Annotated in this window: 15 protein-coding genes; 7 read left to right on the top strand and 8 right to left on the bottom strand. The window is 65.8% G+C overall.

Annotated features, from left to right (window positions below):
* Window positions 1-41: 41 nt before the first annotated feature.
* Window positions 42-2126, bottom strand: coding sequence for an excinuclease ABC subunit UvrB (gene uvrB / locus AC10V3_RS05410; protein ID WP_022534157.1), 2085 nt, complete (start codon window positions 2124-2126; stop codon window positions 42-44).
* Between the two features lie 184 nt (window positions 2127-2310).
* On the opposite strand from uvrB, the gene AC10V3_RS05405 reads away from it, so the two are divergent.
* Both AC10V3_RS05405 and AC10V3_RS05400 read left to right on the top strand, forming a co-directional pair.
* Window positions 2311-3507 carry an amino acid aminotransferase gene (locus AC10V3_RS05405; protein ID WP_022534156.1) on the top strand — a complete coding sequence of 399 codons (1197 nt, stop codon included), beginning with the start codon at window positions 2311-2313 and terminating at the stop codon, window positions 3505-3507.
* A 358-nt stretch (window positions 3508-3865) separates the two neighbouring features.
* Complete coding sequence (locus AC10V3_RS05400; protein ID WP_022534155.1) at window positions 3866-5143, top strand: polyhydroxyalkanoate depolymerase; 1278 nt, start codon at window positions 3866-3868, stop codon at window positions 5141-5143.
* 43 nt (window positions 5144-5186) lie between these two features.
* On the opposite strand, the gene AC10V3_RS05395 is transcribed toward AC10V3_RS05400, so the two are convergent.
* Window positions 5187-5822 carry a TetR/AcrR family transcriptional regulator gene (locus AC10V3_RS05395; RefSeq protein ID WP_022534154.1) on the bottom strand — a complete coding sequence of 212 codons (636 nt, stop codon included), beginning with the start codon at window positions 5820-5822 and terminating at the stop codon, window positions 5187-5189.
* Between the two features lie 304 nt (window positions 5823-6126).
* On the opposite strand from AC10V3_RS05395, the gene rsxB reads away from it, so the two are divergent.
* Both rsxB and nth read left to right on the top strand, forming a co-directional pair.
* Window positions 6127-6936 carry an electron transport complex subunit RsxB gene (gene rsxB / locus AC10V3_RS05390; RefSeq protein ID WP_022534153.1) on the top strand — a complete coding sequence of 270 codons (810 nt, stop codon included), beginning with the start codon at window positions 6127-6129 and terminating at the stop codon, window positions 6934-6936.
* A complete protein-coding gene (nth, locus tag AC10V3_RS05385) occupies window positions 6933-7577 on the top strand; it encodes an endonuclease III (RefSeq protein ID WP_454751753.1) in 645 nt (214 codons plus the stop codon). Before rsxB ends, nth begins: the two co-directional genes overlap by 4 nt.
* Window positions 7578-7633: 56 nt before the next feature.
* Here the strand turns inward: nth and AC10V3_RS05380 are convergent, their stop codons facing one another.
* Together AC10V3_RS05380 and AC10V3_RS05375 are read right to left on the bottom strand one after the other, a co-directional pair.
* Complete coding sequence (locus tag AC10V3_RS05380) at window positions 7634-8221, bottom strand: malonic semialdehyde reductase (RefSeq protein WP_022534151.1); 588 nt, start codon at window positions 8219-8221, stop codon at window positions 7634-7636.
* A gap of 87 nt (window positions 8222-8308) precedes the next feature.
* Window positions 8309-9241, bottom strand: a complete 933-nt coding sequence (locus AC10V3_RS05375) for a DMT family transporter (protein ID WP_022534150.1) — start codon at window positions 9239-9241, stop codon at window positions 8309-8311.
* Between the two features lie 92 nt (window positions 9242-9333).
* On the opposite strand from AC10V3_RS05375, the gene AC10V3_RS05370 reads away from it, so the two are divergent.
* Together AC10V3_RS05370 and AC10V3_RS05365 are read left to right on the top strand one after the other, a co-directional pair.
* Window positions 9334-9765, top strand: coding sequence for a DUF1841 family protein (locus AC10V3_RS05370; RefSeq protein ID WP_041680973.1), 432 nt, complete (start codon window positions 9334-9336; stop codon window positions 9763-9765).
* Between the two features lie 122 nt (window positions 9766-9887).
* Window positions 9888-11180, top strand: coding sequence for a phospholipase A (locus AC10V3_RS05365; protein ID WP_454751752.1), 1293 nt, complete (start codon window positions 9888-9890; stop codon window positions 11178-11180).
* 15 nt (window positions 11181-11195) lie between these two features.
* On the opposite strand, the gene AC10V3_RS05360 is transcribed toward AC10V3_RS05365, so the two are convergent.
* Window positions 11196-11606: a thioredoxin family protein gene (locus AC10V3_RS05360; RefSeq protein ID WP_022534147.1), complete on the bottom strand. Its 411-nt coding sequence runs from the start codon at window positions 11604-11606 to the stop codon at window positions 11196-11198.
* 110 nt (window positions 11607-11716) lie between these two features.
* The gene (grpE, locus tag AC10V3_RS05355) at window positions 11717-12286 is read right to left on the bottom strand and encodes a nucleotide exchange factor GrpE (protein WP_022534146.1); all 570 of its coding nucleotides are present in this window, start codon (window positions 12284-12286) and stop codon (window positions 11717-11719) included.
* Between the two features lie 275 nt (window positions 12287-12561).
* Here grpE and AC10V3_RS05350 point away from each other — a divergent pair, with 275 nt between their 5' ends.
* The gene (locus tag AC10V3_RS05350) at window positions 12562-12735 is read left to right on the top strand and encodes a hypothetical protein (protein ID WP_022534145.1); all 174 of its coding nucleotides are present in this window, start codon (window positions 12562-12564) and stop codon (window positions 12733-12735) included.
* An 85-nt stretch (window positions 12736-12820) separates the two neighbouring features.
* Here the strand turns inward: AC10V3_RS05350 and AC10V3_RS05345 are convergent, their stop codons facing one another.
* On the bottom strand, window positions 12821-13216 hold the full coding sequence (locus tag AC10V3_RS05345) for an RNA-binding S4 domain-containing protein (protein ID WP_022534144.1): 396 nt from the start codon (window positions 13214-13216) through the stop codon (window positions 12821-12823).
* Window positions 13213-14328, bottom strand: coding sequence for a ferrochelatase (hemH, locus tag AC10V3_RS05340; RefSeq protein ID WP_454751751.1), 1116 nt, complete (start codon window positions 14326-14328; stop codon window positions 13213-13215). The genes AC10V3_RS05345 and hemH overlap by 4 nt, the downstream gene beginning before the upstream one ends.
* Window positions 14329-14363: the final 35 nt, after the last annotated feature.

The following is a 14363-nucleotide window of genomic DNA, read 5'->3' as shown; positions in this document are numbered from 1 at the left end:
GCATTTCACTATAGGCGAGCCGGGCCGGCCGCCATCGCACATCAGGCCGGCGGCAGCGCGCCGTCGCCGCTGGCGCCGAACACCTGCGCCTTGAGCTTGGCCAGCTGGTCGCGCACCTGCGCGGCCTGCTCGAATTCCAGGTTGCGGGCATGGTCGAGCATGAGCTTTTCCAGCCGCTTGATCTCCTTGGAGACCTGCTTCTCGCTCATGTCCTCGTAGCGCGCCTGCTCCTGCGCGGCCTGCAGCTCGGCCCTGGCGTCGCTGACGTTGTAGACGCCGTCGATGATGTCCTTGATGCGCTTGACCACGCCGCGCGGGGTGATGCCGTTGGCCTCGTTGAAGGCGATCTGCTTGGCGCGGCGGCGCTCGGTCTCGCCGATGGCCTTCTTCATCGAGTCGGTCATGCGGTCCGCGTACAGGATGGCGGTGCCGTTGACGTTGCGCGCTGCGCGGCCGATGGTCTGGATCAGCGAGCGCTCGGCGCGCAGGAAGCCTTCCTTGTCCGCGTCCAGGATCGCCACCAGTGACACCTCGGGGATATCCAGACCCTCGCGCAGCAGGTTGATGCCCACCAGCACGTCGAAGGCGCCCAGGCGCAGGTCACGGATGATCTCCACGCGTTCGACGGTATCGATGTCCGAGTGCAGATAGCGGACCTTGACGCCATTCTCGGACAGGAACTCCGTGAGCTGCTCGGCCATGCGCTTGGTCAGCGTGGTCACCAGCACGCGCTCGCCGGCTTCAACGCGCAGATGGATCTCGGACAGCAGGTCATCCACCTGCGTGGTGGCCGGCCGCACCATGATGATGGGATCGACCAGGCCGGTCGGCCGCACCACCTGCTCCACCACCTGCCCCGCATGCTCCTGCTCGAACTGCGCCGGCGTGGCCGAGACAAACATCACCTGGCGCATCTTGCGCTCGAACTCGTCGAACTTCAGCGGCCGGTTGTCCAGCGCCGACGGCAGCCGAAAGCCATACTCCACCAGCGTGGTCTTGCGCGCGCGGTCGCCGTTGTACATGCCGTTGAGCTGGCCGATCAGCACGTGCGACTCGTCCAGGAACATCAGGGCGTCGGGCGGGAGGTAGTCGACCAGCGTCGGCGGCGGCTCACCCGGGCGCGCGCCGGACAGATGCCGCGAATAGTTCTCGATGCCTTTGCAGAAGCCCAGCTCGGACAGCATTTCCAGGTCGAAGCGGGTGCGCTGCTCCAGCCGCTGCGCCTCGACCAGCCGGTTTTCCTTGTGGAAGAACTCCAGCCGATCGCGCAGTTCGGACTTGATGGCCTCGATCGCGCGCAGCACGGTCTCGCGCGGCGTCACGTAGTGGCTCGAGGGGTAGACCGTGAAGCGCGGGATCTTCTGGCGCACGCGGCCCGTGAGCGGATCGAAGAAGTGCAGCGACTCCACCTCGTCGTCGAACATCTCCAGCCGCACCGCCATCTCCGCATGTTCGGCCGGGAAGATATCGATGGTGTCGCCGCGCACGCGGAAGGTGCCGCGCTGGAAGTCGGTCTCGTTGCGGGTGTACTGCATCGCGATCAGGCGCGCGATCACGTCGCGCTGGCTGATCTTGTCGCCGGCCCGCAAGGTGAGAATCATCTGGTGGTATTCGGTCGGGTTGCCGATACCATAGATCGCAGAGACGGTTGCCACGATGATCGTGTCGCGGCGCTCCAGCAGGCTCTTGGTCGCCGACAGCCGCATCTGCTCGATATGCTCGTTGATCGATGAGTCCTTCTCGATAAACAGGTCGCGCTGCGGGACGTAGGCCTCAGGCTGGTAATAGTCGTAATAGCTGACGAAGTACTCGACCGCGTTACGCGGGAAGAACTCGCGGAACTCGGAATAGAGCTGGGCGGCCAGCGTCTTGTTGGGCGCGAACACGATTGCCGGCCGTCCCATGCGGGCCATCACGTTGGCCATGGTGAAGGTCTTGCCCGACCCCGTCACGCCCAGCAGCGTCTGGAACGACAGGCCGTCCTCGACCCCCTCCACCAGTTGCCGGATGGCCTCCGGCTGGTCGCCGGCTGGCGGGAACGGCTGGTAGAGCTGGAACGGGGAGCCGGGAAATGTGACGAATTTGTCTTCGTCCAGGGCCGGCGCGGCTTCTGCAAGGTTCGACATAGGGGGCGAAATTACGGGCGAGATTAGGGAAATACCTCAGGAATACGGGGCGGATACGCTAGAATCTTGGGGTTGTCAGCCCCCGCTTCAAGCCGGAAGAGAACGGGGGCCTGCCAGCCCCCAGCGCAGTCCGGAGCATTCTACGCCTTCCCGTTTTCTTTCATTGCCGACCACGAGATTCCAAATGAGTTTGTTTTCTGCCGTCGAGATGGCCCCGCGCGACCCGATCCTGGGCCTCAACGAAGCCTTCAATGCCGACACCCGCCCGACCAAGGTCAACCTGGGCGTTGGCGTGTACTTCACCGACGAAGGGAAAATCCCCCTGCTGCGCGCCGTCCAGGAGGCAGAAAAGGCCCGTCTGACCACCGCCACGCCGCGTGGCTATCTGCCGATCGAAGGCATCGCCGCCTATGACCAGGCCGTGCAGACGCTGCTGTTCGGCAAGGAATCGCCGCTGATCACGGAAGGCCGTGTGGTGACGGCCCAGGCACTCGGCGGCACCGGCGCGCTGAAGATCGGCGCCGACTTCCTGAAGCGCCTTTACCCTGACGCCAAGGTCGCCATCAGCGACCCGAGCTGGGAAAACCACCGCGCGCTGTTCGAAGCCGCCGGCTTCCCGGTGGTCAACTACACCTACTACGACGCCCCCAGCCACGGCCTGAACTTCGCCGGCATGGTGGAATCGCTGAAGTCATACCCGGCCAACACCATCGTCGTACTGCACGCCTGCTGCCACAACCCGACCGGTGTCGACCTGTCGCCCGAGCAGTGGAAGCAGGTGGTCGAGCTGGTCAAGGAACGCAACCTGATCCCGTTCCTGGACATGGCCTACCAGGGCTTTGCCGACGGCATCGACGCCGACGGCGCCGCGGTGCGCCTGTTCGCCGACTCCGGCCTGCCCTTCTTCGTGTCGAGCTCGTTCTCCAAGAGCTTCTCGCTGTACGGCGAGCGCGTGGGCGCGCTGTCGATCGTCACCACCGGCAAGGAAGAAGCGCAACGCGTGATGTCGCAGGTCAAGCGCGTGATCCGCACCAACTACTCCAACCCGCCGACGCACGGCGGCACCGTGGTCGCCACCGTGCTGAACAGCCCGGAACTGCGCGCCATGTGGGAAGAAGAGCTGGCCGAGATGCGCGACCGCATCAAGCTGATGCGCCACGCACTGGTGGACAAGCTGGCCGCCAAAGGCGTGCCGGGCGACTTCTCCTTCGTCAAGGCGCAGCGCGGCATGTTCTCGTACTCGGGCCTGACCTCGCCCCAGGTCGACCGCCTGCGCAACGAGCACGGCATCTACGCGGTCGGTACCGGCCGTATCTGCGTGGCAGCGCTGAACAGCCGCAATATCGACGCAGTGGTCGATGCGATCGCAACGGTAATGTAAGGCGATGCGCAATCCGGCCGTCAGAAAAGGATGATTTCTGCGGTCGGAAAGGGATGATTTTCGAGGTCACCCTTCGGCGGGCGACTGCCGAGAAGATCACAAAGCAACACAAAAAAAGCGGCTTCGGCCGCTTTTTGCATTTGTTTGCGTTTTTTGTAAGACGGTGTCATCCAGAAATCAGGCCTTTGTCGTATTGTTTTCTGCGGATATCGATGTACCTTAAGGTATATGCTGCACAGCAAGATCGTTAGCACGGCCGTTCGATTAAGGGCATAATCAGCGCCACGATCCAAGGTGTATTGTCAGTACATTAGTACTTGGTGGTACGTATTTCGTTGTAAGACCAGGCAGAAACGGCATGCTCTATCAATTGCATGAGTTCCAGCGCTCGATCCTGCACCCGCTGACCGCGTGGGCCCAGGCGACCGCCAAGACCTTCACCAACCCCCTCAGCCCGATGTCGCTGGTTCCTGGCGCCCCCCGCCTGGCAGCCGGCTACGAACTGCTGTACCGGCTCGGCAAGGAATATGAAAAGCCGGCGTTCGACATCAAGTCGGTGCGCTCCAACGGCCGCGACATCCCCATCGTCGAACAGACCGTGCTGGAAAAACCGTTCTGCAAGCTGCTGCGCTTCAAGCGCTATGCCGACGATCCGGAAACCATCAAGCTGCTCAAGGACGAGCCGGTGGTGCTGGTGGCCGCGCCGTTGTCCGGGCACCACGCCACGCTGCTGCGCGACACCGTGCGCACGCTGCTGCAGGACCACAAGGTCTACGTCACCGACTGGATCGACGCGCGCATGGTGCCGGCCGACCAGGGGGCGTTCCACCTTTCGGACTACATCTACTACATCCAGGAATTCATCCGCCATATCGGCGCCGAGAACCTGCATGTGATCTCGGTGTGCCAGCCGACCGTACCGGTGCTGGCCGCGATCTCGCTGATGGCCTCGGCCGGCGAGAAGACGCCGCGCACCATGACGATGATGGGCGGCCCCATTGACGCACGGAAGAGCCCGACCGCGGTCAACTCGCTGGCGATCAACAAATCCTACGAGTGGTTCGAGAACAACGTCATCTACACCGTGCCGGCCAACTATCCCGGCCACGGCCGCCGCGTCTACCCGGGCTTTTTGCAGCATGCCGGTTTCGTGGCGATGAACCCGGACCGGCACCTCTCCTCACACTATGACTACTACCTGAGCCTGGTCGAAGGCGATGCCGACGACGCCGAGGCTCATGTACGCTTCTACGACGAGTACAACGCCGTGCTCGACATGGCCGCCGAGTACTATCTCGACACCATCCGCGAAGTGTTCCAGGAATTTCGCCTGGCCAACGGCACCTGGGCCATCGACGGCAAACCGGTGCGTCCGCAGGACATCAAGAGCACCGCGCTGCTGACCATCGAAGGCGAGCTGGACGATATCTCCGGCGCCGGCCAGACCGCGGCCGCGCACGACCTGTGCAGCGGCATCCCGAAAGCGCGCAAGCAGCACCTGAACGCCGAACGCTGCGGCCACTACGGGATCTTCTCGGGCCGACGCTGGCGCGACGACATCTACCCGCTGCTGCGCGATTTCATCCGCCAGTACCACCCGGCCACAGCTTCCGCTGCCACTGCGGCAGCCAAGTAACAAAAGAAAACGCCCGCAATCGCGGGCGTTTCTTCTTGGGCGGTCAGTGCCGCTTCAGGTAACAGAGCAGCATTTCGGAGTGCAGCTCGGCAAAGCGCTCATGCTCGTGCTGCGAGGCCACGTCGCGGCCGATCACGGCGCTGATGGTGTAGCGGTTGGACAGCACGTAGTAGCCCAGCGCGGAGATCGTCAGGTAGAACTGCGGCACGTCGATATTGTCGCGGAACACGCCCTGCTGCTGCCCACGCCGGATCACATCGGCCAGCACGTCCACCACCGGGTTGATCAGCTGCTGCAGCTGTGCGGACTTCTTCAGGTGCCGGGCCTCGTGCAGGTTCTCGCTGTTGACCAGGCGGATGAACTCGGGGTGCTCGTAGTACCAGTCCCAGACAAAGCGCGCCAGGGTGCGCACGCCCGCCACGGGGTCTTCGTCGACCAAGTGGAGTTGCTCTTCGGCGGCGCGGAATTCCGCGTATTGCTTCTCAAGTACAGCGAGAAACAGGCCTTCCTTGCTGCCGTAGTAGTAATACAGCATGCGCTCGTTGGTTTCCGCGCGTCGGGCAATCTGGTCGACGCGGGCGCCGGCCAGGCCCCCCTTGGCGAATTCCTCGGTGGCCGCAGCGAGGATGCGTCGGCGCGTCCCTTCCGGGTCGCGTTTGGTCTTGGTCTCTGTTGACATTGGGTGGCTGGTCGATTGTTGCGCGGATTATGGCACAGGCCGGAGTGCGGCAATCCGGCTGTGCGACGCGCATCATCGCCGTTTCTGTCCGCCGGCGAAATCGGGGATAATCCTTGCGGCGCGAAGGCTCGGAGAAGCCTGCAGGGGCCGCAGCGGCCAGCCGGCATATTGTCCGCCCCTATTGTTCGCCCGATGATGCGGACGTTATGTCGCCAAGCACGCACAGCGCCCCGCCAATGTCCTGTCATGTCCTGTCCACCGTGTGCCTTTTCCGGTTTTGTCCCCTGATTTCCTGCCCGCTGTCGTGAATCCCGCCGCCCAGACCCTTGCCGACCGCATCGAGGCGCTGCTGCCGCAGACCCAGTGCACCAAGTGCGGCTTTAATGGCTGCCGCCCCTACGCCGAGGCCATGGCCAGCGGCGAGGCCGCCTGCAACCGCTGCCCGCCGGGCGGCGCGGAAGGGGTGCGCCGCCTGGCCGCGGTGCTGAAGGTCGAACCGCTGCCGCTCGATCCTGAGCGCGGCATCGAGCAGCCGCGCGCGGTGGCGTGCATCGACGAGAGCCTCTGCATCGGCTGCACGCTGTGCATCCAGGCCTGCCCCGTCGATGCCATCGCCGGCGCGGCCAAGCAGATGCATACCGTAATCCCGGAGCTGTGCACCGGCTGCGACCTGTGCGTGGCCCCCTGCCCGGTCGACTGCATCGCCATGCTCCCGGTCACCGGCGAGCGCACCGGCTGGGCCGCGTGGTCGCAGGAACAGGCCGATGCCGCGCACGCGCGCTACCTCGCGCGCAAGGCGCGGCTGGTGCGCGAGCGCGAAGAGAACGACGCGCGCCTGGCCGCCAAGGCCGCGGCCAAGCTCGCCGCGGTGCAGGCGGAAACGCCGGAAAGCGAAGCCGAGCGCGCCGCGCGGGAACGCAAGCGCGCCATCATCCAGGCCGCGATCGAGCGCGCCCGGCAGAAGCAGCAGGCTGTGCAACCGCGCAATACGGAGAACGTTTCGCCCGCGGTGCAGGCTCAGATCGATGAAGCGGAAGCGCGCCGCGCGCGTGCCGGCCTCACCGCGCCTGCGACAGACAAGAACGCCAACAAAGTTCCAGAAGAAAAACAATGAACGCCGCCAAGTGCCGTGCCATCTTCGAGACGCTGCGCGAGGTCAATCCGGCCCCGACCACTGAACTCGAATACAGCTCGCCGTTCGAGCTGCTGATCGCCGTGCTGCTGTCGGCCCAGGCCACCGACGTCGGCGTCAACAAGGCCACGCGCCGGCTGTTCCCGGTCGCTCATACCCCGCAGCAGATGCTCGACCTGGGCGAGGCCGGGCTGAGCGAATACATCAAGACCATCGGGCTGTACAAGACCAAGGCCAAGCACGTGATCGAGACCTGCCGCATCTTGGTCGAGCGCCACGGCGGCAAGGTCCCGCCCGACCGCGAAGCGCTGGAGGCGTTGCAGGGCGTGGGGCGCAAGACCGCCAACGTGGTGCTCAACACGGCGTTCGGCGAGCCCACCATCGCGGTGGACACGCATATCTTCCGCGTCTCGAACCGCACCGGGCTGGCGCCGGGCAAGAACGTGCAGGAGGTCGAGCAGAAGCTGCTCAAGTGCGTGCCGCATGAATTCCTGCACGATGCCCACCACTGGCTGATCCTGCATGGGCGCTACGTGTGCAAGGCGCGCAGGCCGGAGTGCTGGCACTGCGTGATCGAGCCGCTGTGCGAGTACCGTGAGAAAACGGAGGCGCCGCGCGTGTGAGCCGGCAAAAGAAAAACCCGCCGAGGCGGGTTTTTCTTATTCACGCTGGCCGTGCGTCAGACGATGCGGCAGGCTTCGTCGAACGACAGGCGCGGGCCGCGCGGATGCAGCTTGTCGATTTCACCGTAGCCCAGGTTGCACAGGAAGTTGACCTTCCATTTGCCGTCCGGGAAGAACGCCGCGTTGACCTTGTCGGCATCGAAACCACCCATCGGACCGCAGTCCAGGCCCAGCGCGCGTGCCGCCAGGATGAAGTAGCCGCCTTGCAGCGAGCTGTTCACCAGTGCATCGCGGGCGATCTTCTCGTCGTTGCCGGCGTACCAGGAACGGGCGTCGGCGTGCGGGAACAGCTTGGGCAACTGGTCGTGGAACGCGGTGTCATAGGCAATGATCGCGGTCACCGGCGCCGAGCGGGTCTTCTCGGTATTGCCGGCCGACACGCACTCGACCAGGCGCGCCTTTTCGGCGGCGGTCTTGACGAAGACGATGCGGACCGGGCAGCTGTTGGCGGCGGTCGGGCCGAACTTCATCGCTTCATAGACCTGGTGCAGCACGGCATCGTCCACGTGGCGGTCCTGCCACACGTTGTGGGTGCGGGCTTCGGTAAACAGCTGCGCCAGCGCGGCTTGGTCGATCTGGGACATGTGCTCCTTCCTGGTCAGGATTGGTGAGAAGACGCGATTGTACCGAACGGTGTCAGCGTGCCGCGACAGCACCTTTGAGCAAGCCGTTCAATTCTCTTGCACGTTGGCCCGGGCTGGCACGGGCGCATTCGCGCGGCGCGTGAGCCACAGCACGCCGGCGAGGATCAGCCCGCCGCCGACGGCCTGCGCCGGGCCGATATGCTCGCCCAGCAGCACGGCGGCCAGCAGCACGGTCACCACCGGTTCCAGCGTCGACAGCATCGACGCCTGCGCCGCACCCAGCCGCTGCAGGCCGGCAAAGAAGGTCAGGATCGCCAACACCGTCGACAGCAGCGCGATGCCCACCATCGCCAGCCAGCCGCCGGCGGTGGCCGGGAACTGCGGCGGCGCGCCCGCGCCCAGGCGCAGCAAGCCGACCACGCCGTAAACCAGTGCGGCCGCGGTGCAGATCACCGTGGTGGTGGCGATGGGGTTGACGCTGGCGGTCACGCGCGCGCCGACGATGATGTAGACGGAATAAATCACCGCCGCCGCCAGGCCCAGTGCAATGCCCAGCGGCGAGCCCTCGCCGCCGCCCACGGTCAGGCCGGCACCGACCGAGCACAGCACCAGCGCGATCACCGCCGCCGTAGTCAGCCGCTCCTTCAGGAAGATGGCCGCCAGGATCGTCACGAACAGCGGATACAGGTACAGCAGCAGTGCCACCAGGCTGGCCTGTGCATGGTTGAGCGCGCTGAAGAAGCAGAACGACTGCCCCACATAGCCGATGCCGCCCATCGCCGCGAGCGCCAGCACGCGGCGCCATGGCGGCAGGCCGATGCCGCGCGCGCGCATCACCCACGCCAGCGCCACGGCCGCCAGCACGAAGCGCACGAACAGCAGGCCGTAGACATCCGCGCCGGCCGCGTAGGCAAAGCGCGCAAAGATCGCCATGGCCCCGAAGGCGCTGGCCGACAACGCGATCAGCAGCACGCCAGCGAGTTTGTTGCGGGCGTGGTCGGCGGCGGTGGAAGCGGTCATCGGGGGGGTCGGGAGTCGGCGATGCTGCATTCTACTTGGCGCGGCGGGGCACGCCAGCGAGGGCCGCAGCCCTCGTTTACAATGGCGCCACCATGTTCAATCCCTCACGAGAAGAAGTCCGCCGGTTCTTCTGCGATGCCTGGCAGAAGCAGATTGCAGGCGGCGTGCTGACCCCGCTGGAAGCCATCGCCGTCGACTGGATCGGCGAGCATCCCGAGTACCAGGACCTGCTGCGCGACACCGAAGGCGCGCTGGCGCAGGACTACACCCCGGAGCACGGCCAGGCCAATCCCTTCCTGCATCTGGCCATGCACCTGTCGATTTCCGAGCAGGTCTCGGTCGACCAGCCGCGCGGCATCCGCCAGGCCTACGAGACGCTGGCGCGCCGCCTGGACTCGCCGCACGAAGCGCAGCACCAGGTGATGGAATGCCTCGGAGAAATGCTGTGGCAGGCGCAGCGCACCGGCCAGCCCCCCGACGGCGACCACTACGTCGACTGCATCAAGCGCCGCGCCAACCGCTAAGGTACGCGCCAAGTGCAGCGTACATTTCGTCACAACCCTCGGACGGGTGCGTGGTAGGCTTTGCGGGTCAGTATTTTCCCTAGCCGCGTTGCCGTCACATGGTTGCGCGGTGCCCGCAAGCCATGTCCCGCATTGCCCCTCCTCCCCGCCGGCGCCGGCTGGCGCTCGCCGGCCGCGCCCTTGCCCCGATCTGCCTGTCGCTGATGCTGGCCTGGCCGCTGGCCGGCCACGCCGGCGTGGCGCTGCTGCAACCGCCGCGCGTGATCGACGGTAACAAGCCGCTGACGCTGACGCTGGTGGTCAGCGCCGACGACGCCACGCGCCGCTACCGTATCCCCGACACGCTGGAGGTGACCGCTTCCGGCGACCTGCAGGCGCCGGTACGTCTGGTGCTATGGCGCGAGGTGTCGGGCCCGGCCGTGGTCAACCTGCGCCGCGGCGAGCACCGAGCGATCCGCTACACGGTGGCATTGCCGCCGGCCCTGCGCGGCCAGGTGCGGCTGGACGCAACCGGCATCGACGCCGCTCCCGTAACGGTAACGCTGAACCGCCTGCCGCAGCCCGGCGAGTCGACCACGGCAACCCCGCCGGTCGCCGCCAAGCCGCCGGCGCCGCCCGCCGATACAACCGATGCCGCGCCCGTGCCGGTGACCCCGGTCACTACCGCCAGCGCCGCCGCCCCCGCACCGGCCGACCTGCGCGACAGCGCACGCCTGTCGTTCCACGATCCGATGTACTTGATGGTCGGCGGGCATGGCGGCGCCAACGCCAAGTTCCAGCTCAGCTTCAAGTACCGCATCTTCGAAGGCGAGGACCCCGCGTCGAAAAGCCTGTTCGACAACCTCTACGTGGGCTACACCCAGTTCTCGATATGGGATCTGTCCGAGAAGTCCAAGCCGTTCCGCGATACCAACTACAAGCCCAGCCTGTTCTATTACCTGTCCGATACCGGCGTGCGCAACAGCGTGATCAGCCGGCTGTCGCTGGCCACCGGCTTTGAGCATGAATCCAACGGCCGCGACGGCGACGAATCGCGCAGCATCAACACGGTCTTCGTCAAGCCGACCTTCTACTTTGGCGACCAGAACGACTGGCACTGGCGCGTCGCACCCAAGGTCTACGCCTACGTGGAAAAGTCGGAGAACCCCGATATCGCCTACTACCGCGGCTACATGGACCTGGGCATCGCCTACGGGCGGCCGGATTCGTGGGAGTTCTCGGCGACCCTGCGCAAGGGCACGCGCAAGTGGTACGGCAGCGTCGACGCGCAGGTCAGCTACCCGATGGCGCGGCTGCTGCCCGGCACCGCCGGGTACCTGGTGGCGGGCTACTTCGTTGGCTACGGGGAGAGCCTGCTCGACTACAACCACAAGCTGCCCTGGCAGTTCCGCATCGGCTACGCGCTGTCACGCTGACGGCGCTAGCCCGACTCAGCCCGCCAGCGGCTTGCCGCTCGCCTTCAGCCGCGCATTGCCGACCGCGGCGGCAAACTGGCCGTGGCCGTGCCAGCCGGTGGCGCGGCCCAGTTTTTTGCCATTCTGGAAGAACATGAAGACCGGGATCCCGTGCAGCCCGAAGCGGCGGCCCAGTTCCGGGTACGTATAGACATTGGCGTGCAGCCAGTGCAGTTCGAGCGCTCGGATCGGCTCGGGATTGGCGAGCATGGCCTTCTTGGCCATCTCGCAGTTGAAGCAGTCCACGCCCCAGAAGAACACGCACACCAGCGCATCGCCGGCGCCGGCAATGGCGGCGTCGATGGTCTTGTCATCGACCTGCCGCATGCCGAAGGCATCGAAGGCGCGGTGGTCGAGATGGGGGGCCTGGGACGATTCCTGTTCCATACTCACGGTTGGCTCCGAAAAGACAAACGCCCGGGCCAGTCGGCACCGGGCGCTGCATCAGGGTACAGGGTCAGGACACACAGCGCAGTCGCGCAGCCGCCCTGCCCGGCTTACTTGGGTGCCGCCACCGTCACCAGCGCCGGCCGCAGCACGCGGTCGGCAATCGTGTAACCGCGCTGCAGCACGGCAACCACGGTGTTCGGTTCCTGGTCGGCCGGCACCATCGAGATGGCCTGGTGGCGGTGCGGGTCGAATTTCTCGCCCACCGGGTTCAGTTCCACGATCTTGCCGCGCTCGAACGCCGCCGCCAGTTGGCGCGCGGTCAGCTCGACCCCTTCGCGCAGCTTGGCGATATCGCCCGAGCCGTCGGCCAGCGCGGCCTGCAGGCTGTCCATCACCGGCAGCAGGTTGTCGGCGAAGTTCTCGATCGCGAACTTGTGCGCCTTGGAAATATCTTCCTGCCCGCGGCGGCGGATGTTCTCGCCGTCGGCAACGGCGCGCATGTACAGGTCATAGTTCTCGCGTGCCTTGGCTTCGAGGGCGGCCAGCTGGGCCGCCACATCCTCCACGGCAGCGGTTTCCGGCGCGGCGGTCTCCTGGCCTGCGGTCGCGGCGCTGGCCGCCTCATCGCCCGCGGGCGTAGGCGTCTGGGTGGATGGCGTCTGCTTCTGGTCTTCCATGTCGATCCGTATCAATACATTGTCGCGGCCGGCCGATGGCGCGGCCCCGGGTGGTAAATCGGCGTGTGTTGCGTGCAGTTGGTGGCAAGGCGCCGGTTTTCAAGAGTGGCGCCAGCGAGACGCGGAAACACACCGTTACAAAGCGTTGGCCTGTGCAATAGACGCCTTATTGCTTTGCTGCACCGCACTCACTAAGATTCTCATTAAGAAAAATGACAAAAATGTCGGGGGCCCAGGAGATGGTTCACATTTGTGCCTCTTCGGAAAATTTGGCCATGCATAAGCTGCCTGTGGTGACGCTGTGCCTCGTGGCCGCATTAGCGGTCATGACCACCTTTATCTGCCTCTCCGGCGCGTTCACGCCGCGCGATACGGAGTATGGCAGTGGCAAGGCGGTGTTCAAGCATTACATCGTTCCTATCGTCAGTCAGGAAGTCACGCAGGAATAGTCGGCCGGGACCAACAGCCTCCTGTCCGACACCCTTCCGCTGCGCGGCGGCACCGGCGCTATGCCGGTGCCGCCGCGTTGTCATTTCATCCCTTGAAGTCGTCGATGCGGCGGCGGTCGCGCTTGGTCGGACGGCCCTGGATCTGCGCGGACGGCTCCGGCTGCAGGCGCCGGCGTTCGGCATCGGCCTGCCGGCGCGCCTGGCTCTCTGTGCTTTCCTCGTACAGCGTCTGCGCCACCGGCGCCGGGCCGCGCGCCGGGGCAATGCCCTTGACCGCCAGTTCCCAGCGCTGCTGGTGCGCTTCCAGCACGACCTTGTCGCCCGGCTTCACCTCGCGCGAATTCTTGCACGGCTGGCCGTTGACAGTCACCTTGCCACGCTCCACCGCTTCGGCCGCCAGCGAACGCGTCTTGAAAAAGCGCGCGCACCACAGCCACTTGTCGATGCGCTGGCGCGCATCCGCCTCAAAATCCACATTCATGCCGCCGCTCCCCGGGTCTGCGCGCGCGAGCGCCGCGCTTCCAGTTCGTGCGGGTGCGGCGTGGCCAGTGGCCAGCCCTGCAGGTGCTGCAGCGCGATCTCCGCCATCGCCGCCACCCACGGTGCCGAATCATTCATGCACGCGATGAAGTGGAAGTCCTTGCCGCCCGCGACCTTGAATTCAGTCTGCCCTTCCATGGCGATCTCTTCCAGCGTCTCGATGCAATCGGCAGGGAAGCCGGGGCAGAACACGTCGACCCGGCCGGCGCCGACCTTGCCCAGTTCGGCCAGCGTCGGGGCCGTGTACGGCTGCAGCCATTCCGCCTTGCCGAAACGAGACTGGAACGTCACCTGGTATTGTCCCGGCTGCAGGCCCAGCGCCTCGCCCAGCAAGCGGCCGGTCTTCAGGCACTCGCAGTGGTACGGGTCGCCCAGCTCCAGCGTGCGCCGCGGCACGCCGTGGAACGACAGGATCAGCTTGTCGCCGTGGGCGAAGTCCGGCATGCCGTGCCGGGCCCAGTAGGCGCCGACCTGCTGGTGCAGTGCCGAAATATAGGCCGGGTGGTCATGGAAATGCTTGACCAGCCGCAACTCGGGCTGGTTGCGCCACTGGCCGAGCACGCGGAACACCTCGTCGAACGCGGTCGCCGTGGTGGTGCCCGAGTATTGCGGGTACATCGGCAGCACCAGCACCTGCTCGCAGCCCTGGCGGCGCAGCGCCTCCAGCACCGACGCGATCGACGGGTTGCCGTAGCGCATCGCGCAGGCCACCGTCACCTCATGGCCGTTCTGGTTCAGCAGCCGCTGCAGCGCATGCGCCTGCCGCTCGCTGTAGACCAGCAGCGGCGAGCCCGTCATATGCGCCTCGCGCAGCCAGATCGATTCGTACTTGAGCGCCGAGGCGCGCGAACGCAGCGGCAGGATCACACCGTGCAGCAGCGGCAGCCAGGCCGCGCGCGGGATCTCCACCACGCGCGGGTCGGACAGGAACTCCTTCAGGTAGCGCCCCACCGCCTTGGGCGTGGGCGCGTCGGGGGTGCCCAGGTTGACCAGCAGGATCGCCGTGCGTGGCGCCTGGCCGTGCTGGTAGGCCGGTTCGGGAGAAAACGTCATGTCGCTTCCGGGTTGGCGCGGCGAGCGCAGATAAC

It is taken from the genome of Cupriavidus sp. PB-02 (genome assembly GCF_058252315.1).
The sequence above is the reverse complement of the archived record's forward strand: the minus strand, read 5'-3'. Positions and strand labels throughout refer to the sequence as shown.